Source organism: Nocardia sp. NPDC058480, from assembly GCF_042720495.1.
Classification (GTDB): domain Bacteria; phylum Actinomycetota; class Actinomycetes; order Mycobacteriales; family Mycobacteriaceae; genus Nocardia.
This window is the reverse complement of the sequence record NZ_JBHXMN010000023.1, coordinates 24,866-43,196: the sequence shown is the minus strand read 5'-3', so window position 1 is coordinate 43,196 and position 18,331 is coordinate 24,866. Positions and strand designations below refer to the sequence as shown.

Genomic DNA, 18,331 nt, shown 5'->3' with positions numbered 1-18,331 from the left:
GCGCGGTGCTCACCATCGGCCAGCTCGCGGCGACTGCCGGCGTGACCGTGCGCACCGTGCGCCACTACCACCAGGTCGGGCTGTTGCCCGAACCCGAGCGCGACGCCTCCGGCTACCGTCGCTATCCGGCGCAGGCGGCGGTGGATCTCATCCGGATCAGGACCCTCGCCGACGCCGGTGTTCCGCTGTCCAGGATCGACGCGCTTCTCCACGCGCAACCGACCGAATTCGCCGCGGCGATCGACGATATCGACGCGCATTTGCAGCGCAAGATCGATCAGCTCGCCGAGTACCGCCACCGGATCGCCGCACTGGCGAGCGGCGAAAGCCTTTTCCTTCCCACCGAAGTGGTCGTCCTCCTTGACCGGATGCGCGGTCTCGGCGTCAGCGAACATCGGGTGCGCCTGGAGCGCGACTCCTGGATCCTGTTGCGAGCGTTGGACGCCGACGCTCTCCCGGAACGGGTCCGCGAGAAGAACGCCGAATTCGACGACTCCGAAACCACACGCCTGTACCTGGCGGTGGACGAATCAGTCGACTGGGACCCGCACGATCCCCGCCTCGACCGACTCATCGACGACCTGGACAGCTGGGAAATCCAGCACAGGCGAAGCACCACCCAGTCGACCGAACTAGTAGCCGCCCGAATCTCCGAGTCCTCCCCCGCCTGGCAGCGCATCGTCGATGCCCTAACCCACCGCGCCGAACAGCGCGCCACCGAGCAGGACGGCTGAGGTCCCTCAGGTGCGCTGCCGGGCAGTAGTGTCACTCGCGGTCTGGACGAAGGCCTGTACCCGTGCGGTGAGTCCCGTGTTGAGCCAGCCGAGGCCGAATTGCAGTGGTGGGGCGTCGGTTACGGGGATGAAGGTGACGTCGGGGCGGACGTAGAACAGCGGGGCCTGTTCAGTTGTCAGGTACACGCCCTTGCCCGCGCCGACAAGGGCGAGGATCTCCGGGAAGGTGGCGGCGGTCGGTCCCGGCTCGATGGGCCGGCCGGACGGCGTCTGTCCTGGATGGTGGAACTCGACGAAGTACGCGGGTAGTTCCGGCGGATTCTGGATCATCGCGACCTCGGCGAGGTCTTCCAGCGATAGCGAGGGCCTACGTGCGAAATCGTGGCCGGACGGGACCGCGAGCATTTTGGCCTCGGAGATCAGCGGCGGGCCGATGGTCATGTCGGGCTCGCACATCGGAAAGCAGCACAGCATGATGTCGACAGCACCGCTGCGCAACCGATTCGCGCCGTCGCTGAGCTGCAATTCCGTGATCCGCACCGCGCATTCGGGATGCCGGGCCTCGAAGACCTCGCCTACCTCCAGCAGATACCGCCCACCGGCCGACCCGAAATATCCGACCCGCAAGGTGCCATGGAGTCCGCGTCCGGCCAGTTCGGCATTGCGGACGCTGCGCCGAACCTGCTCGTAGGCGGGACGAAGTTCCTCGCACAACCGACGCCCGACCGGCGTCAGGACGACCTTGCGGCTGGTCCGCTCGAACAGCGCCACCCCGACCTGACGCTCCAGCCCCTTGATCGTCTTGCTGACATGCGCCGTGGAAACCCGCAATCGCTCGGCGGTCCGGCCGAAATGCAGTTCCTCCGACAGCGTCAGGAACGCCTCGATCTCGTTTCGCTCCACGGCCGCCTTCGATCATTGCTCACCGGTTAACGACCCTTGGGTGATTTGTCGTTGAACATCCCCGGCGAACACTTGATCATAGATCCGTCTACACAACGTTCAGAGAGGTCGGTTCGACATGGCGGTAGCGACTGTCCCGCACATCAGGCACAGGGTCGTCGAAGTGGACGGGGTACGGGTCTTCTACCGGGAGACCGGGCCGGCGGACGCACCGACACTGCTTCTCCTGCACGGCTTTCCCTCGGCATCGCATCAGTTCCGGCGGCTCATGGACGCACTCGGTGGGCGATTCCGGATGATCGCCCCTGACTACCCCGGTTTCGGGCACACCGAAGTCCCCGACGGTTTCGTCTACTCCTTCGACCGTCTCGCCGACATCGTCGATGGCTTTGTCGACGCCGTGGGTCTGCGACGATTCGTGCTGTACACCTTCGACTTCGGCGGACCGGTCGGCTTGCGCCTTGCCGCCCGTCGGCCCGCACAGCTCGCGGGTCTGATCGTGCAGAACGCGAACGCCTACGACGAAGGCCTGTCCGACATCGCGCGCGCGATGACCGCGAACAAGCCGGGACAGCCGGGCGCCGAGGACAACGTTCGGCAGATCCTCGAACTGCCCGTCACCCGCGGCCAGTACGAGGGCGGCACCACCGATGTCGAGCTCATCGCACCCGACGGCTGGACTCTGGACCAGCATTTCCTCGACCTCCCGGGCCGCAAGGACGCGCAGGTGCTCCTGGCACTCGATTACCACACCAATGTGGCGCTTTACCCGGTCTGGCAGCAGTGGCTGCGCGAGCACCGGCCGCCGACGCTGGTGCTGTGGGGTCGCAACGACGCCTTCTTCCCCGAGGCAGGTGCGCATGCCTACCTCCGCGACCTCCCCGATGCCGCGGTTCACATTTTCGACACCGGCCATTTCGCGCTCGAAGAGAACCTGCCCGAAATCGCGCCGGTCATCAGCGATTTCGTCGATCGTCTGTAGCAGGGTCCCCGCGGTGTCTAGCGCAGGACCAGGTCGCGAATGGCGGCCGTGACCGCTTCGGGATCCTCTTCGGCCATGAAGTGGCCCGCGTCGACGGTGCGGTGGTCGAGGTTCGGTGCCCAACTCGACCACAGTGCTCGCGCTTCGAATCCGAGCGCGGCGCCCCAGTCCTGCTGCATGACCGTCACAGGCATGGACAGCCGGGTGCCTGCCGCGCGGTCGGCGCCGTCGTGATCGATATCGATGGTCGCCGACGCGCGGTAGTCGGCCACGATCGACGGGACGGCTGCGCGGCAGGCGTCCAGATACGCGGCGCGCACGGGCGCGGGGATAGCGGCGGGGTCCTTCGTCCACTGGTCGAGGAAATAGGCGAAGAACGCGTCGCCGCAGGCCGCGATCATCTGTTCGGGCAGACCCGGCGGCTGCGCCATCAGGTACAGGTGGAATCCGACGGCGGCGGTCACACCGTGCAGCACGTCCCACATGTCGAGGGTGGGTAGCACGTCCAGGCATGCGAGGTGGGTGATCGCCGCGGGGTGGTCGAGTCCGGCACGGAAGGCGACCAGTGCGCCGCGGTCGTGTCCGGCGAGCGCGAAGCGTTCATGACCGAAAGCCGCTGCCACGGTGACGATATCGGCGGCCATTCGACGCTTGGAGTAGGTATCGGAACCCGCTTCGGCGGGTTTGTCGCTGTCGCCGTATCCGCGTAGATCCGGGACTATCACCGTGTGGTCGGCAGCCAGCTCGGTGGCGACGTGCCGCCACATCAAATGGGTCTGCGGGAAGCCGTGCAGCAGCACGATCGGGGTTCCCTGGCCCGCGACGGCGACATTGAGGGCGACATCGTCGTCGGCGGCGGGGACGCGGTGGTAGTCGAATCCGGGAATGGTGCGGGTCATCGCATCGGCTCTCTTCGTTCGAAGGCTGGTAAGCGGGGTGTGTGCGGATCGCGTTCGAGCGTGCGGTGTCGCGATGAGCAGGCGATGAACGCGCACTACATTGGCCTGATGCGGTTTCAGGTGCTCGGTCCCGTCACCGTGCACGACGACCTGGGTGGACCGGTCGCGCTGCGCGGCCCGCGCTACCGCGAGGTACTCGCACGGCTGATCCTCGCCCACCGGCACGTGGTCCCGGTCAGTCGGCTGGTCGACGATCTGTGGGACGAGCCGCCCGCGAACGCGGTGGGCGCGGTGCGCACGTTCGTCGCCGGACTGCGCCGCGCGCTGGAGCCCGACCGCCCACCTCGCACCCCGGCACGCCTGCTGGTCACCGAGGGGCTCGGCTACGCGCTGCGGGCCGAACCCGATGCTGTCGATGCGTGGCGCTTCGACGACGCGGTTCGTGTCGCATCGACTCTCCCCGCGGAACAAGCCTTCTCGCTGCTCACGGCGGCACTGGGCTGGTGGCAGGGACCGGCCTATACCGACTTCGCCGAGGAGGGGTGGGCTCGGGCCGAACGATCGCGGCTCACCGAGCAGCGACTGTTGGCGGTCGAACGCCGTGCCGCGGCGCAATTGGCACTGGGTGCCGCCGCGGCGGCGGTTCCCGATCTCGACGCACACGTCACCGAGCACCCATGGCGCGAAGACGCGTGGGGACTGCTGGCCACCGCCCTGTACCGCTCGGGCCGGCAAGCCGACGCACTCGCCGTCCTCGCCAGGGCACGGCGGATGTTGGCGCAGGATCTCGGAATAGACCCCGGCCCGACATTGCGCCGCCTCGAACACGACCTGTTGCGCCAGGCAGCACACCTCGACCCCGCCGCGACCGATCCCACCGTGCGGGTCTGGGAACAGGCACGTGCCGCGTACGACAACGCGGTCCCGCCACACGCCAGGACGCGGCTGGAATCGACCGCCGGACTGATGCGCGACCTCGCGGTAACAGGCGGCGGCGGGTTGGCAGCGGCCCGCGCACACCGGATTTCCGCTGTCGTCGCCGCCGACGAACTAGGCGATGCCGAATTGACCGCGCGGGTGATCGGCATCTACGACGTTCCCGCGATCTGGACCCGCTCGGACGACCCCGCGCAGGACCGACGGCTCGTGGCCATCGCCGAGAAGACACTCCTGCGACTGCCCGCCCACGACGACGCCGACCGAGCAAGGCTGCTCGCGACCATCGCCGTCGAATCGCGCGGCACCCTGCCGGTGGACAATCCGACCGAGGCCGGGCCGCGCCCGCTGCGCGCTGCCCGCGAAGCCGAGGACATCGCCCGACGGCTGCACGACCCAGCACTGCTGGCCTTCGCGCTCAACGGGGTATTCATGCAGAGCTTCCAGCGGGCCGGACTGGCGCAGCGGCGAGCAGCCGTAGGCACCGAGATCGTCGCGGTGGCGGCAAACAGCAAACTCGCCACCTACGAGGTGCTCGGCCACCTCATCCTCGTGCAAACCCGGTGCGCCTGTGCAGATTACCCAGGTGCCGACCAGCACGCCGATGCCGCCGATGCGCTCGCGCGCCGCTACGAACTGCCGCTGGTGGAGGTGTTCACCACCTGGTACCGCGCCTTACGTACCAGTGCGACACAAGATCTCGCGACCGCGGAAGCTGCCTACGAGGCAGCCGCCGCCACCCTCACCAGAGCGGGCATGCCGGGACTCGAGCAGGGAATGTTGCCGCTGGCCCAGCTGAGTCTGTATCTGCGCCATCACGACACCGGCAAGATCGCGGCGATCGCTCCCGACACGGACTGGGGACCCTACAAATCCTGGGTCGAGCCCACCCTGCTCGTCGCGCGAGGCGATCTCGACGGGGCGCGAGAGGCCTTGCACAACCTCACGTCCCCGCCGCGCGACCTGCTGTTCGAAGCGCTCTGGGCGATAGTCGCACAAGCCGCCATCGCCGTCGACGATGTCGAGACCATGCACCGAGCCAGCATTCACCTGGCCCCCGCCGCGGCCGAAACCACCGCCCAGAGTGCACTTCTCAGCGTAGGCCCGGTTCGCACCCTTCTCGACGACCTCGGCACGGCGATGTCGCACTGAAGCGCTTGCCGGCGGCATACGAAATTCGGCTCGAGCACCTCGCCCGCCCGATCTCCCCCCAACGATTCGAAGCCCGCACTGAGGGAGCGGGTCGGTGTCGACGGCGGCTAGGAGAAGACGTAGTCGGTCAATGGGAAATGGCCACTGCGCCACGCGGATTCGAGGGTTGAGTTGGGGCGTAGGGGCACATCGCCGTGTTTGTCGAAGTAGTAGCTGTTGGCGGTGGCGCAGCTTTCGTCCCAGAACACCTGGCCGCCGCGGCGGGCGAGCATCTCGCGGAAGTAGCGGTCGTTGGCTTCCTCGGTGACCTCGATGCGGTCCGCGTCGTGCGTACGGGCGTGGTGCAGACAGCGCAGGATGTGGCGGGTCTGGTTCTCGATCAGGGTGAAGTAGGACGCGCCGTTGTAGCCGTAGGGGCCGATGATGGAGAAGAAGTTCGGGAAGCCGGGAACGCTGACACCTTCGTAGGCTTGCAGCCGGTTCTCGTCCCACCACTTCTCCAGATCGCGGCCGTCGACGCCGCGCAGGTCGTAGGTCGGCATATTGCCCGATTCCATGACTTTGAAACCGGTGGCGAGGATCAGTACGTCGGCCCGGTGTTCGGTGCCTTCGGCCGTGCGGACGCCGGTGGCGGTGATCTCGCCGATCGGGTCGGTTTCCAGGGTCACGTTCGAACGGTTGAACGTCGACAGATAGTCGTTGGAGAAACTGGGTCGTTTGCACCCGAGTGCGTATTTCGGGGTCAGCGCGGCCCGGATGGCGGGGTCCTTCACCTGGCGCCGCAGATGGGCCAGGCCAGCGCGTTCGCCGATCGCGGCCGTGGGCAGGGAGCGGTGGTAGTGGGCGGCGAGCGGGAAGGTGAACTCGACGTAGGTCTGGCTCACCAGGCGGGTCAGCGTTCGCCCGCCGGGCACCTTCAGTGCCAGGCGGGCAGCGAGGGGCAGCGGCAGGTCAGGGCGGGGCAGGCACCAGATCGGCGTGCGCTGGAACACCGTGAGGTGCTCGACCCGCGAGGCGATCTCCGGGATCACCTGGACCGCGGAGGCGCCGGTGCCGATGATCGCCACGCGCTTTCCACGCAGGTCCTGGCGGTGATCCCAGCGTGAGGTGTGCATGACCGTCCCCGAGAAGGTCTCGATGCCGGGGATATCGGGGAGTTTGGGTCTGGTGAGTACGCCGGTCGCGCTGATCACGAAACGCGCGGTCAGCTCGCTGCCGTCGGCAGTGTGCAATACCCACCGATCGGCGGGCTCGTCGAAGTCCGCGCCGATCACGGTGGTACCGAAGCGGATTCGCGGTCGGAGCCCGTATTTGTCGACGCACGATTCGGCGTAGGCCTTCAGTTCGCGACCGGGCGCGTAGACCCGCGACCAGTCGGTGCGCTGCTCGAAAGAGTACTGGTAGCTGAACGACGGGATATCCACGGCGACACCGGGATAGGTGTTCCAGTGCCACGTGCCGCCGACGCCATCGGCCTCGTCGATGATCAGGTAGTCGTCGAACCCGGCCTTGCGCAGCTCGATCGCCACGCCGATCCCGGAGAACCCGGCTCCCACGATGATGATCTCGTGGTCGATTCCGGTGGTGGTCATGCGATCTCCTTCATCAGTTCCGCCGACGGATGCAAGTGGCCGGGCCGAGCGACCGTGCGCACGACATGGCCCGCGTCGTCGGCGTAGACGATGCTGTCGACTCGGTGCTCGATGCCGTCGACGGTGCGTACGCCCAGCGGCACCAGCCGCGCGATCGGCCAGGTCACCAGCGTGCAGTGCGGTTGCCGCAGGGTGCGGTAGTAGCTGTTGTGCACGGCGACGCCCGCGGTGTCGTCCGGTGTCAGGCGGTGGCGCAGCCACGAATCATTTACCTGGACACGGAGATTGACGCGGGCGACGAGACGAACCAGTCTTTGCGGAGCTCGACGTAGCGTCGTCGCGCCCGACAGCGGTACGCGCGGCAGGATCCACGCCGCCTCGGTCTGGAACACCGTCACCCGCGCGGCCTCGGCGGCGATGCCGGGCAGCAGGCGGGCGGCCGCCGCCCCGCTCCCGATGATCGCGACCCGCTGACCGGTGAATTCGTGCCGTGGCGCGAAGTCCGTGCGGTGCACCTGAGAGCCGGTGAAGGTATCGGCGAAACGCGGCGTCGTCATTTCGCCACCGGTTCATAGGTGAGCTCGTCCGACCACGACGGCCTGCGGCCAAGGACACGGATCGGGAAGCGGTCGATGCAGGCATTGGACACATCCGCCAGCAGCTGGAACGGCTGACGGCGGTGAATGGTGGCCTTCCCGTGCATCTTCACCACGTGATAGAGCGGCACCCGGCGGATGGCCGGGCTACGCTCCCCCACGTTCTCGTAGCGGCGCACCGCCTGCCACAGTTTCTCCTCGTCGAGGCCCAACGCGATGATGTTGGTCGACATCCGCGACAGCAGTGGGGCGTACAGCAGCGCACCGAGCACGAACGACGGACGCACCGCGAAACCGGCCGTCTCGATGGCGATCCGGCGCAGCGGGCCCGCGCCGAGCTGTTCGAGAACCTGGAAACCGACTGCCAGGTGCCGGGATTCGTCGCTGTTGATGTGCCGGAACACCTCGTGGCACACCGGGTCCTCGACCTCGTCGAGCAGGAATTTCACCAGCGCGCCGTCGAGTGCGGTCTCCAGCGAGGGGATGACGGTGCCGAGCACGGGCAGGGTCAACTGATCGGCGTAGCGGTCGAGCCAGCTGATGACCAGGCGAATGTTCTTGTTGGGCACCGGCATCGAGGCGCCATCGGCCAGCATGCCCCAGCGGCGCATCAGCGCGAGTTCGGCGTTGGCGTGCTTCTGTTCCTCGGCGTGGAAGTACCGGTAGATCTCACGGAGCGGGCCGGGCGGGGCCTGGTGGGTCAGCGCGGCGAAGCCGCGAGCGCCGACATGTTCGATCCACACCAGATCGGCCATGAAGGTGGCCAGCCGTGGGCGCTGTTCGTCGGTGATGGTGTCGGCACCCGGTGCGTCCCAATCGATATCGGCCAGCGCCCACTGCTTGGCGCGTACGCCGGCGAGCATATCGGGATAGGCGAACGTCATTGTTCGATCTCCTTCGGTGTGATGGATCAGCGCACGACCCGCTCCAGCAGCCCTGCCGAACGGGTGTAGGTGGTGGGCAGCCATCGTTTGGCCTGCCAGAGCATCTTGGCCTCGAGCTGCGGCACCACGTAGAGGTCGCCGCGGTCGACCGCGTCGAGGGTGGTGCGCACGATGGCGGCCGGTGCGCGGCCGGTCCAGCGCAGCAGCAGCCCGCCGAGGCGCTCGGCGGTGTCGTCCATCGGCGAATCCGCCTGCATGATATTGGTTTTCACGCCGGTCGGGCACAGCACCGTGACGCCGACACCGGTGCCTGCCAGCTCGGCCGATATCGTCTCCGACAGGGCAAGCACACCCGCCTTGCTGACGTTGTAGGCGGCCATCCGGGGTGCCGCGCCGAACGCGGCCGCCGAGGCGACATTCACCAGCGCTCCACGCCCGGCCGCGCGCAGGATCGGCGCGAAGACGTGGCAGCCGTGGATGACGCCCCAGAGATTGACGCCGAGCGTGCGCTGCCAATCATCGAGCGCGAACTCACCGACCACCGGTCCGCCCGCCCCGATACCGGCATTGTTGACGACCACGGTGGGCGGACCGCCGAACCAGTCCTGCGCGGTCGTCGCCAACCGCGTGACCTCATCGATCACGGTGACATCGCAGCGGGTGCCGATCGCCTTGCCACCCACCGCCTCGACGAGTTCGACGGTGTCGGCCGCGCGGTCGGGATCGATGTCGGAGCACACGACACGACCGCCGCGGCGACCCAGTTCGATGGCGAACGCGCGTCCGATGCCACTACCCGCGCCGGTCACCACCGCATCAGCGTTCGTGGTCCGGCGCTGACCGCCGAAGGGGAACAATCGCATGGCAACTCCCGGATCTACCCGGCGAGGCCCTAACTGGTGGCATCTGCCACCATTGGCCGCACCTGACACCAATTAGGCGCGCGGAGGAGTACTTTGTCAACCATGGATGTGCGCGCACCGGCTCGGACCTGGGGCGGGCGGACCGCCGCCGAGCGCAGAGCGCAGCGGCGGGTCGGCTTGGTCGAGGCCGCCCTCGATATCTGGCTCGACAACGGCTGGGCCGCGGTGACCATGCGCGGTGTCTGCCAGCGGGCCTCGCTCAACGATCGCTACTTCTACGAGCACTTCGCCGACCGCGACGAACTGCTCGCCGCGGTCTGGGACGAGGTGTGCACCGAGGTGTTCGCCGAGCTGGCGAGTGTTGTCGTCGAACAGGCCGATCGGACGCCACTCGAGATCGCGCGCGCGACCATCGCCCGCGTCGTCGAATTGCAGACCGATCTACGCGGGCGGGCCAGGATTCTGCTGGCCGATCACGCGGGCAGTGCCGTGCTCGAACAGCGGCGAAAAACCATGCTCACCGACGCGACCGATGGGCTCATCGCGATCGCCTGGCCCTATCTACGCCCCGATATCGACGAAACCGCCATGCGCATGAGCACACTGGCGGGCATCGGCGGGTTCATAGAACTGCTGTCCGCCTGGCGCACTGGCGTGCTCGACGTGGACGCCGAGCGGCTCGTCGAACACAGCAGTGCGATCGCGATGCAGCTCGGCACGATGTTCCTGCCCGCGGAGATCATCGGCGACTGACCGAACACCCGCGAACGAAATGCCCCGCAACAATGACCGCGCCGGCGCGCTAGCGCCGATAGAACAACGGCTGGACCACCCAGAGGCCGAGGAATAACACGGCCGCGACAATTCCCGCGATCACTCCCGCGGCGGTGCCGACGACCATATCGAAGATCAGCACCGCCATGCCCGTCAACGCGACGCCGAGCAGCGCGATTCCGACGAGTGCCAGGTGGTGGGCACCGATCACGAGCACGTCGAGTCGATGGCGGCGGAACAGCAGCCGGTGAATGGCAACCGGGGCGACCAGCAGCGCGGTGGCGGCGATGGCGGCGGAAACCACGACGAGGTAGACAACGCGCAATGGGGTGCTCAGGGTGTCGAACTTCGATTGGAACGGCAATGTCAGCAGGAAGCCGGTCAGTACCTGCACGCCGGTCTGCAGGACGCGCAATTCCTGCAGAAGCGAGGACCAGTTCCGATCCAGACGCTGGGTGGTGTTCTCGCCGCGCACTCGCTCATTCCACGCGGCGTCGTGCCCGTCCATCGCCGCTCCTCGCCACCGCGGACAACTTTCCGATTTCCTGCCATCTTACTGCGGATATGCCAGGATTCGGCCGATCGGGGAATGTACCCCACCCCCTGCGTGGAATACATTCCCCGAGCAACACGCTCCGATCGGCCCCGTTCAGCTATCGCCGATGCAGCGACCAGACGGTGACCGCGCCCCAGAGCATCAGGCTCGCAGCGGCGGCCATATAGAGGAGATAAGCCAGCACGACCAGAACGGACCCGTAATTGCCCACCCAGTCACCGAGGCGCAGCAGACCGGCGACGCCGAGGCCGAGCAGGATCAGGCCGAGCACCAGCCCCGGCGTCGCCAGCGGCGCGAGCGGCGATTCGGTGGCCGAGGTCGCGGTGACGCGGCGACTTCGCTCGGTAACTGTCAGGTTGCTGTTCGATTCGAAGTACATGCTGCTCATAACAACGAGGTCCCTTCCTGACAACCGCCCCGGCACGGCCGATAAGTGATCCGTACCGGATCTTTCGATGACCGTCGCGCCACGGCGGACACGTGGGGCGTCGTGACCGCGAGTCGGCGTCGACCCGGTTGATGATCACGAACGGTTAACGTTCAGCAATTACGAGCTTGCCAGCCGGGCCAGCGATAGAAAAGATGGTGTGATCTGCATCACATAGAACGCCTGTGCGACACAAATACATAACGCGCGTTACATTCTCGCGGAACACGGGTTGGAACTGGCAAAACCCCCGCACAACTGGACGTTTGCTCAGGAAACTGCCATGCGTGTCATTTATCGAACCGTTACGGCCCTGACGTGGGAAAACGCGCCCTGCTGCACACCGCGATCCAGTTGGTACCTCCGCGAGCCTTCGACACGGCTCCGTGACGGAATCCGCTCAGCGAACCCCGCTCACGCCCGAAACCTCGACGCCCGAACCGCTTCGGTGCCGACGACGCGCGGAAACCGTGCCGTGACACGGGAGTTCTCCGGTAGGACCGGATCGTCACGCAGGAAACTTTCCGGCCGCGACATCCTGTGCGTTCGATGCGGGGATCGCGTCGCGTTCGGCTACTGTCCTTCTAGTTTTCGATGCTGCTGGATCGTTCGTGTCGCTTCGCCGAAGTCGCGTGCCGCGTGAGATCCACGCCTCGTGCTTTCGGCGACCCTCTCAGACGAAGGACGCCGGTTACCATGCCCGCACCCGTTATCCTCCACGGCCGCATCGCACGGCTGGAACCTCTTGCACCCCATCACGTTCCCGGCCTGGTCGCCGCGGCCGCCGCGCTCGACGGACCGGCCGGATTCACGATCGTCCCGCACGGCGAACAAGAGGCGCGCACCTATGTCTTCCAGGCCGAGGCGGCGCAGCTGGCAGGCACGGCGCTGGCCTTCGCGATCGTCACCGTCGCCGACGAGGGTGTGGTCGGGGCGACCCGATTCACCCGGCTCGACTACTGGCAGGGGCCGCTGACCTGGCCGTTGTCCGCCGAACCGGTCACCGCGTTGCCCGGCGGGGCGATCCCCGACGCCGTGGAGATCGGCAACACCTGGCTCACCCCCGCGGCGCGGGGCGGTCAGGTGAATCTCGACGCCAAGCTGTTGCTGCTCTCGCACGCCTTCGAGAGCTGGGGTGTGCGGCGGGTGACCTTGCGCGCCGATGCCCGCAATCTGCGCTCCCGGGCGGCGATCGAACGCCTCGGCGCGGTGAGTGACGGTGTGCGGCGGGCACATTCGCGTGGGCTCGACGGCGCGGTGCGCGATACCGCGTTCTATTCGATCCTGCACGACGAATGGCCGGGGGTGCGCGCGCGGATCATCGAACAGCTGGCCGCGCGCGCGTTGCGGCGGGCGCCGTTGATCCCGGCGACCGTGGAACCGTTGCATGCCCTGGCCGCGCCGATCGGCTGACCCCGCGCACCTGATCCGGCCGATCGGCGCGTCAGCGGCTCGGCACAGATTCGACCCGGTCGCTGATCAGCTCGGCCAGCTCGGCCGGGCGCTCCTCGGGTAGCCAGTGGGAGGCGCCATCGATCACGGCAAGGCGGTAGTCGCCGACGACGTGGCGCTCGGTCAACTCGGCGCCACGTCGCGACAGCGCCGTGTCACCGGTGCTCCACACATGGGTCACCGGCACAGCGACCGGTCCCGAAACCATGCCCGGCGCCACCGACAGCACGGCGCGATACCAGTTCATGGCACCGGTGAGCGCACCGCCGTCGACGATCTCGCTGTGCACCCGGGCGATAGCGTCCTGAGTCATGCCGGACTTGGCCAGCAGCCCGTCGAGCAAGGCGGGGCGGGTGCGCAGGACACGTTCCGGCACCATCGGGATCTGGAACAGCGCCATGTAGTAGGAGAGGGCGAGTTGGTTGCTGGTGAACAGCGAACGCAAGTAAGCGCCAGGATGCGGCACCGACACGGTGACCAGCGTGCGGACCAGCTCGGGCCGGGTCGAGGCCATCGACCACGCGACCATCGCGCCCCAGTCGTGCCCGACGAGATGGACGGGCCCCCGGCCGATGGCGTCTACCAGGGCGACCACGTCGCCGACCAGCTCCGACACCCGGTATGCGCGCCTGCCGCGCGGTCGCGCGCCTGGCGAGTACCCCCGCTGATCGGGCGCGACGGTGCGGTAACCGCGGGCGTTGAGCAGGGCAGTGAGTGCAGTCAGTGAGGTGGCGGTCTGCGGGAAACCGTGCAACGCGACGATGACCGGGCCATCTATCGGGCCGGAATCGACCACGTCGAACTCGAGCCCGCCCCGGGTGAACGAGGTCAACCTTGTACTCAACGAACCCTCCGATGGACTCGACTGATCTGTAAATTACGCGGGATTCCGACGTAGCGTCAACGTCGCGGTCACCGGCCGGTACCGCCGTGCACCACGGCGACCTCGGCCCCACCGAGGTCGAAGGCCCGGTGCAAAATGCGCACGGCTTCGTCGAGGTCGGTGTCACGGACCAGCACCGAGATGCGGATCTCGGAGGTAGCGATCAGGTCGAGATTGATGTCCGCCGCGGCCAGCGCCTCACAGAAGGTGGCGGTGACGCCCGGATTGTTGCGCATGCCCGCGCCGATCAGCGATACCTTGCCGACGCGGTCGTCGTAGCGGACGTCGGCGAAGCCGATCTCGGCGCGGCGGTCGCGCAGCAGGGCGACAGCACGCGCGCCGTCGGCGGCGGGCAGGGTGAAGGTGATGTCGGTGCGGCCGGTGCCGGTGTTCTGCACGACCATGTCGATGCCGATCTCGGCGTCGGCGACCGCGCGGAACACCTCGGCCGCGTAGCCGGGTTCGTCGGGCAGGCCGACAACGGTCACCTTGGCCTCGTTGCGGTCGTGCGCGACACCGGTGAGCACCGCCTGGTCGGCGGGGATGTCGGCCATCGAGCCGAAGACGGTGGTGCCGATCGTGTCGGTGTAGGACGAGCGCACGTGCACGGGCACCTGGTAGCGGCGCGCGTATTCGACGCAACGCAGCATGAGAACCTTCGAGCCGCAGGCCGCCATTTCCAGCATTTCCTCGTAGGAGATCTGGTCCAGTTTCTGGGCGTCGGGCACGATGCGCGGGTCGGCGGTGAAGACACCGTCGACGTCGGTGTAGATCTCGCAGACGTCGGCACGCAGTGCCGCGGCCAGCGCGACGGCAGTCGTGTCGGAGCCCCCACGGCCGAGGGTGGTGACATCGTGATTGTCCTGGCTCACGCCCTGGAACCCGGCGACCAACACCACTTCACCGTCGTCGAGGGCGCGGCGCACCCGGCCCGGGTCGACTTCGATGATCTTGGCTCGGCCGTGGGCGCCGGTGGTGATCACACCGGCTTGGGAGCCGGTCAACGACCTGGCATCGGCTCCGAGTGAATGAATTGCCATGGCCACCAAGGCATTCGAGATTCGCTCCCCCGCGGTGAGCAGCATATCCAGCTCGCGCGGTTCCGGTGCCGAGGCGATCTGGGCCGCCAATTCGAGGAGCTCATCGGTGGTGTCACCCATCGCCGAGCAGACCACCACCACGTCGTGGCCCTGCTTCTTCGTCTCCACGATCCGCTCGGCGACCCGCCGGATCCGCTCCGCGGTGGCTACCGACGAACCACCGAATTTCTGCACAACCAGGGCCATCTGCGACGTCCTCTCCCCTGCTCGCCCGCATGCGATCCGCGGGTGACCCCTCCGAGTATCCAGGCAATCCGGGCACGGCCGTACCAATTCGGCAACGAAAACGACTGCCGCCGAATCGTTTCGGACGCGATACTGGCGGTCAGGGGGTGGCGCGCGAAGCGTCGGCTCTCGGTTCGGCAGTCTCGGCGTTAGGCGAAATCCGATGATCGATCAGCACTTCCATTCCGCTCGTTCCGCGTTGAAGGTCGCCGTCCTCGGCACCGGCGCGCTTGCCACGGAGGTGTCGCGAATCATTCGTGACACCGTCGATGATCTGAGCGAACGCGCCGGGACGCGGTTGGTACTCGGTGCGGTGTCGGGTGCCGATCTGCTCGTCGACACGACCGACACCGCCGCATCGTCGACGACGGTGCTCGCCGCGCTGCGTGCGGGCGGGTCGGTGCTCACCGCGAATACGGCACTGATCGCCGAGTACGGACATCGATTGGCCGCGGCCGCCGAGGAATACGGGGCGGACCTGTGCTTCGAGGCGGCGGTCGCGGGCGGGGTGCCGGTGGTGCGCCCGCTGACCCAATCACTGTCAGGCGATCGGGTGCGACAGGTGCTCGGGGTCTTCCCCATCGACGGGGCGAATCCGGTTGCGCAAGCGGCGATCCTGGCAACACTGGCCTTTCACACCAGAGTGGAAGTCGCCGATGTGCACTTCGAGGAGTTCGGTGCGGCCGACCCACACGACCTTGCCGCCGCTGAAGCCTTGTCACTGCGGCTACGGCCACTCACCGTCTGCACCAGGGTCAGCGAGCAGCCCGGCCCCGAACACGGTGGTAAGGAACAGATTTCGGTGCGGGTGCACCCTGCGCTGCTTCCTGCCACCCACCCACTCGCCCAGGTGGACGCACCCGCGGTGACCGTCGAGGCCGACAGCGCCGGGCAGCTGATGTTCTCCGGCCGCGATACCCCGAGAGCCACCGCGTCCGCGCTGCTCGGCGATCTGGTCACCGCCGCACGCAACCGCGTCAACGGCGGCCGCGCACCCCGCGCCTCCTACTACGCCGAACTTCCCGTCGCGCCCCTCGGCGACACCCCTACCCGCTACTACCTCAACCTCCACGTCACCGACCACGCCGGCGCCTTGGCCCAGGTCGCATCGATCTTCGCCGACCACGGTGTGAGCATCGAGCGGGTCCGTCAAGAGCACCACAACGACGCCGCCCACCTGATCGTGCTCACCCACCGCGCCAGGGAATTCGCCCTCACCGACACGGTCGACGCGCTCACCGACGCATCCTGCGTGCGCGCGGTGCGCACGCGATGGCGAGTGGAGGGCGCCGACGACTAGTCGGGGACCCCCACCAGCGGAGTGCGAATCATCCCTGGGCGGTGGGGACGACGATGAGTTCAGCCACGTTCACCCGCCGTGGGGCCGAGATGGCGAAGGCGATCGCGTCGGCGATGTCCTCGGGGACAAGGATTTCCAGTCCGTTCCGCCATTCGTCGAGCTCAGCGCGCCGGTTGTCGTCGCGCATCCCCGCGCCGAGTTCGGTGCCGACGAAGCCGGGTTCGATGTTCTTGACCCGAACTCCGCGTGGGCCGAACTCGGTTCGCAACGTGCGGGTCAGGTGCGCTACCGCCGCCTTGGTGGCGCAGTAGACACCGTAGTTGGGGAACGCGACGTGGCCGCCGATGGAACCGACGAGCACCAGGTCAGCGCGGCGACCGGCATCTGCGGCGGCGAGCAGGTCATCGATGAAAGCTCTTCCGGTGTAGAGCAATCCGTTGACATTCGTTCCCACCATCTGGTCCCATTCGTCGATTTCGGCGTGCTCGAACGGCGCGCCGAGCATGACGCCGGCGTTCGCGACCACCAGGTCGACCGGACCGAACGCGGAACGCACTTCGGCCGCGGCGTCCAGCACCGACTGCCGAACACTGACATCGGCGGTCACCGCGAGGGTGTTCGCGCCGATATCGTGGGCGAGTTCTGCCAGCCGATCCTTGCGCCGCCCGAGCAGCGCGACCTTCATGCCCTCAGCCGACAGTCGCCGTGCGGTGGCGGCGCCGATGCCACTGGATGCTCCGGTGACGACGGCGACCCGGTTTTCGATGTTGTCGTTGTTTGTCATGGCCACAACGTTCGTCTCGGCCGTCGTCGCGTGCCAGGTCGGAAACCTCCTGGTAGTGGGAGGGCCACCCAGGAGCCGCGGGGTGCGCATAGCCTCGAAGACATGGATTCCGACAATCGTCTCGGTACGTTCCTCCGGGCCCGACGCCAGCAGGTCAGCCCCGAAGAGTTCGGGATGGCAGGCGGCGGTCAGCGCCGGGTGGCCGGGCTGCGCCGCGAAGAAGTGGCCATGCTCGCCGGGATGAGCGCCGATTACTACATCCGGCTCGAACAAGGCCGTGATAAGCATCCGTCCGATCAGATCGTGGCGGCGTTGGCTCGGGTGTTCTCGCTCGATGACGACGGCACCGCACATCTGCGGGCGTTGGCGCGCCCGGCGCCGCGGCGCACACGCGCGCCGCGACGACCGGAACGGGTAACGCCGAGCCTGCTACGCCTGATGCGCACCTGGTCGGACACTCCGGCGCTGGTCTACGGCCGGTATATGGATGTCCTGGCCGCGACTCCGCTGGCCATCGCGCTGAATTCCTGTTCGGCGCCGGGAGTCAACCAGGTCAGAATGGTGTTCCTGGATCCCGAGGCGCGCAACGTTTTTCCGGAATGGCCTGCGATCGCCGCGGAGACCGTGGCCGCTTTGCGAGTCAGCGCAGGCACCGATCTCGACGACCCGCGCCTGATCGAACTGGTCGGCGAGCTGTCATTGAAGAGCGAGGACTTCCGCCGTCTCTGGGCCAAGCACGAAGTCCGCGCGAAAACCGCCGGGGATAAGCGCTTCCTCCATCCGCTGGTGGGCGAGATCGCCGTGTCCTACGAGACGTTCACCGTAAACGGCGCACCGGGGCAGACGCTCGTCGTCTATCACGCCGAGCCTGCCTCCGATGCCGAGCAGTCACTGGCTCTGCTCGGCAGCATGCCCGCCGTCGATGCACCCATGAGCTCATCGACCCCTCGGCGATGAGCACCTCGACTACAGGCTGAACGCGACCGCGCGCAGGATCAGGACGGCGATGAACACCGCGGTGAAGGCCAGGTCGAGGGAGAAGTCGCCGATGCGGATCGGCTTGAGCACCTTGCGTACCGGGGCGATCACCGGTTCGGTCGCGGCGTGGGTCACCTCCCGTGCCTTGCGCGCCCACTGCGGACCGTTGCCGAGCGCGTCGATCCAGTCCACCACCAACCGGGCGATCAGCAGCAGCAAGAACACGGTCAACGCGTAGCCGACCAGGGTTCCGATAAGACTCATGACGCACTCCCTCGCGGAGGCCACAGAGGACCTCTTACCGCTATCAA

At 67.3% G+C, this 18,331-nt stretch carries 19 protein-coding genes; 7 read left to right on the top strand and 12 right to left on the bottom strand.

What is annotated here, in order from left to right; all coding sequences use genetic code 11:
* Positions 1 to 5 precede the first annotated feature (5 nt).
* Positions 6 to 734: a MerR family transcriptional regulator gene (locus tag ACFWO8_RS31565; protein ID WP_378972859.1), complete on the top strand. Its 729-nt coding sequence runs from the start codon at positions 6 to 8 to the stop codon at positions 732 to 734.
* Between the two features lie 6 nt (positions 735 to 740).
* Here the strand turns inward: ACFWO8_RS31565 and ACFWO8_RS31560 are convergent, their stop codons facing one another.
* On the bottom strand, positions 741 to 1,637 hold the full coding sequence (locus ACFWO8_RS31560) for a LysR family transcriptional regulator (RefSeq protein WP_378972857.1): 897 nt from the start codon (positions 1,635 to 1,637) through the stop codon (positions 741 to 743).
* Positions 1,638 to 1,755: 118 nt separating this feature from the next.
* Here ACFWO8_RS31560 and ACFWO8_RS31555 point away from each other — a divergent pair, with 118 nt between their 5' ends.
* A complete protein-coding gene (locus ACFWO8_RS31555) occupies positions 1,756 to 2,619 on the top strand; it encodes an alpha/beta fold hydrolase (RefSeq protein ID WP_378972853.1) in 864 nt (287 codons plus the stop codon).
* A 17-nt stretch (positions 2,620 to 2,636) separates the two neighbouring features.
* Here the strand turns inward: ACFWO8_RS31555 and ACFWO8_RS31550 are convergent, their stop codons facing one another.
* Positions 2,637 to 3,518, bottom strand: a complete 882-nt coding sequence (locus tag ACFWO8_RS31550; protein ID WP_378972845.1) for an alpha/beta fold hydrolase — start codon at positions 3,516 to 3,518, stop codon at positions 2,637 to 2,639.
* Positions 3,519 to 3,626: 108 nt separating this feature from the next.
* Here ACFWO8_RS31550 and ACFWO8_RS31545 point away from each other — a divergent pair, with 108 nt between their 5' ends.
* Positions 3,627 to 5,606 (top strand): BTAD domain-containing putative transcriptional regulator, encoded by a 1,980-nt coding sequence (locus ACFWO8_RS31545; protein ID WP_378972842.1) that lies wholly within the window; start codon positions 3,627 to 3,629, stop codon positions 5,604 to 5,606.
* 107 nt (positions 5,607 to 5,713) lie between these two features.
* On the opposite strand, the gene ACFWO8_RS31540 is transcribed toward ACFWO8_RS31545, so the two are convergent.
* From ACFWO8_RS31540 to ACFWO8_RS31525, 4 genes are read right to left on the bottom strand one after another with little or no spacing between them, the layout of a single operon-like run.
* Entirely contained in the window at positions 5,714 to 7,198 is a 1,485-nt protein-coding gene (locus ACFWO8_RS31540; RefSeq protein WP_378972836.1) for a flavin-containing monooxygenase, read from the bottom strand.
* Positions 7,195 to 7,755 (bottom strand): NAD(P)/FAD-dependent oxidoreductase, encoded by a 561-nt coding sequence (locus ACFWO8_RS31535; RefSeq protein WP_378972831.1) that lies wholly within the window; start codon positions 7,753 to 7,755, stop codon positions 7,195 to 7,197. Before ACFWO8_RS31535 ends, ACFWO8_RS31540 begins: the two co-directional genes overlap by 4 nt.
* Positions 7,752 to 8,678, bottom strand: a complete 927-nt coding sequence (locus ACFWO8_RS31530) for a ferritin-like domain-containing protein (RefSeq protein WP_378972827.1) — start codon at positions 8,676 to 8,678, stop codon at positions 7,752 to 7,754. The genes ACFWO8_RS31535 and ACFWO8_RS31530 overlap by 4 nt, the downstream gene beginning before the upstream one ends.
* Before the next feature lie 26 nt (positions 8,679 to 8,704).
* Positions 8,705 to 9,541, bottom strand: a complete 837-nt coding sequence (locus ACFWO8_RS31525; protein ID WP_378972824.1) for an SDR family NAD(P)-dependent oxidoreductase — start codon at positions 9,539 to 9,541, stop codon at positions 8,705 to 8,707.
* 108 nt (positions 9,542 to 9,649) lie between these two features.
* Here ACFWO8_RS31525 and ACFWO8_RS31520 point away from each other — a divergent pair, with 108 nt between their 5' ends.
* Positions 9,650 to 10,294 carry a TetR/AcrR family transcriptional regulator gene (locus tag ACFWO8_RS31520; protein WP_378973038.1) on the top strand — a complete coding sequence of 215 codons (645 nt, stop codon included), beginning with the start codon at positions 9,650 to 9,652 and terminating at the stop codon, positions 10,292 to 10,294.
* A 49-nt stretch (positions 10,295 to 10,343) separates the two neighbouring features.
* On the opposite strand, the gene ACFWO8_RS31515 is transcribed toward ACFWO8_RS31520, so the two are convergent.
* Entirely contained in the window at positions 10,344 to 10,823 is a 480-nt protein-coding gene (locus tag ACFWO8_RS31515; protein WP_378972815.1) for a DUF6328 family protein, read from the bottom strand.
* A 145-nt stretch (positions 10,824 to 10,968) separates the two neighbouring features.
* Positions 10,969 to 11,259: a hypothetical protein gene (locus ACFWO8_RS31510; protein WP_378972810.1), complete on the bottom strand. Its 291-nt coding sequence runs from the start codon at positions 11,257 to 11,259 to the stop codon at positions 10,969 to 10,971.
* Positions 11,260 to 11,994: 735 nt separating this feature from the next.
* On the opposite strand from ACFWO8_RS31510, the gene ACFWO8_RS31505 reads away from it, so the two are divergent.
* Positions 11,995 to 12,711, top strand: coding sequence for a GNAT family N-acetyltransferase (locus ACFWO8_RS31505; protein ID WP_378972806.1), 717 nt, complete (start codon positions 11,995 to 11,997; stop codon positions 12,709 to 12,711).
* Positions 12,712 to 12,742: 31 nt separating this feature from the next.
* Here ACFWO8_RS31505 and ACFWO8_RS31500 read toward each other — a convergent pair whose 3' ends face one another.
* The gene (locus ACFWO8_RS31500) at positions 12,743 to 13,594 is read right to left on the bottom strand and encodes an alpha/beta fold hydrolase (RefSeq protein ID WP_378972795.1); all 852 of its coding nucleotides are present in this window, start codon (positions 13,592 to 13,594) and stop codon (positions 12,743 to 12,745) included.
* 68 nt (positions 13,595 to 13,662) lie between these two features.
* Positions 13,663 to 14,919 carry an aspartate kinase gene (locus ACFWO8_RS31495; RefSeq protein ID WP_378972790.1) on the bottom strand — a complete coding sequence of 419 codons (1,257 nt, stop codon included), beginning with the start codon at positions 14,917 to 14,919 and terminating at the stop codon, positions 13,663 to 13,665.
* A gap of 202 nt (positions 14,920 to 15,121) precedes the next feature.
* Here ACFWO8_RS31495 and ACFWO8_RS31490 point away from each other — a divergent pair, with 202 nt between their 5' ends.
* Positions 15,122 to 16,258, top strand: coding sequence for an ACT domain-containing protein (locus ACFWO8_RS31490; RefSeq protein WP_378972783.1), 1,137 nt, complete (start codon positions 15,122 to 15,124; stop codon positions 16,256 to 16,258).
* Positions 16,259 to 16,286: 28 nt separating this feature from the next.
* Here the strand turns inward: ACFWO8_RS31490 and ACFWO8_RS31485 are convergent, their stop codons facing one another.
* Positions 16,287 to 17,042, bottom strand: a complete 756-nt coding sequence (locus tag ACFWO8_RS31485) for an SDR family oxidoreductase (RefSeq protein ID WP_378972776.1) — start codon at positions 17,040 to 17,042, stop codon at positions 16,287 to 16,289.
* 102 nt (positions 17,043 to 17,144) lie between these two features.
* Between ACFWO8_RS31485 and ACFWO8_RS31480 the strand changes: the two genes are divergently transcribed.
* Positions 17,145 to 17,999 (top strand): helix-turn-helix transcriptional regulator, encoded by an 855-nt coding sequence (locus ACFWO8_RS31480; protein WP_378972772.1) that lies wholly within the window; start codon positions 17,145 to 17,147, stop codon positions 17,997 to 17,999.
* 9 nt (positions 18,000 to 18,008) lie between these two features.
* Here the strand turns inward: ACFWO8_RS31480 and ACFWO8_RS31475 are convergent, their stop codons facing one another.
* Positions 18,009 to 18,284, bottom strand: coding sequence for a YggT family protein (locus ACFWO8_RS31475; RefSeq protein ID WP_378972769.1), 276 nt, complete (start codon positions 18,282 to 18,284; stop codon positions 18,009 to 18,011).
* Positions 18,285 to 18,331 lie beyond the last annotated feature (47 nt).

What these genes read in the sequence shown, in the direction of transcription:
- ACFWO8_RS31555 (WP_378972853.1), top strand. Translation starts at nt 1,756, where the DNA reads ATGGCGGTAGCGACTGTCCCGCACATCAGGCACAGGGTCGTCGAAGTG.
- ACFWO8_RS31550 (WP_378972845.1), bottom strand. Translation starts at nt 3,518, where the DNA reads ATGACCCGCACCATTCCCGGATTCGACTACCACCGCGTCCCCGCCGCC.
- ACFWO8_RS31545 (WP_378972842.1), top strand. Translation starts at nt 3,627, where the DNA reads ATGCGGTTTCAGGTGCTCGGTCCCGTCACCGTGCACGACGACCTGGGT.
- ACFWO8_RS31540 (WP_378972836.1), bottom strand. Translation starts at nt 7,198, where the DNA reads ATGACCACCACCGGAATCGACCACGAGATCATCATCGTGGGAGCCGGG.
- ACFWO8_RS31535 (WP_378972831.1), bottom strand. Translation starts at nt 7,755, where the DNA reads ATGACGACGCCGCGTTTCGCCGATACCTTCACCGGCTCTCAGGTGCAC.
- ACFWO8_RS31530 (WP_378972827.1), bottom strand. Translation starts at nt 8,678, where the DNA reads ATGACGTTCGCCTATCCCGATATGCTCGCCGGCGTACGCGCCAAGCAG.
- ACFWO8_RS31525 (WP_378972824.1), bottom strand. Translation starts at nt 9,541, where the DNA reads ATGCGATTGTTCCCCTTCGGCGGTCAGCGCCGGACCACGAACGCTGAT.
- ACFWO8_RS31515 (WP_378972815.1), bottom strand. Translation starts at nt 10,823, where the DNA reads ATGGACGGGCACGACGCCGCGTGGAATGAGCGAGTGCGCGGCGAGAAC.
- ACFWO8_RS31510 (WP_378972810.1), bottom strand. Translation starts at nt 11,259, where the DNA reads ATGAGCAGCATGTACTTCGAATCGAACAGCAACCTGACAGTTACCGAG.
- ACFWO8_RS31505 (WP_378972806.1), top strand. Translation starts at nt 11,995, where the DNA reads ATGCCCGCACCCGTTATCCTCCACGGCCGCATCGCACGGCTGGAACCT.
- ACFWO8_RS31495 (WP_378972790.1), bottom strand. Translation starts at nt 14,919, where the DNA reads ATGGCCCTGGTTGTGCAGAAATTCGGTGGTTCGTCGGTAGCCACCGCG.
- ACFWO8_RS31490 (WP_378972783.1), top strand. Translation starts at nt 15,122, where the DNA reads ATGATCGATCAGCACTTCCATTCCGCTCGTTCCGCGTTGAAGGTCGCC.
- ACFWO8_RS31485 (WP_378972776.1), bottom strand. Translation starts at nt 17,042, where the DNA reads ATGACAAACAACGACAACATCGAAAACCGGGTCGCCGTCGTCACCGGA.
- ACFWO8_RS31480 (WP_378972772.1), top strand. Translation starts at nt 17,145, where the DNA reads ATGGATTCCGACAATCGTCTCGGTACGTTCCTCCGGGCCCGACGCCAG.
- ACFWO8_RS31475 (WP_378972769.1), bottom strand. Translation starts at nt 18,284, where the DNA reads ATGAGTCTTATCGGAACCCTGGTCGGCTACGCGTTGACCGTGTTCTTG.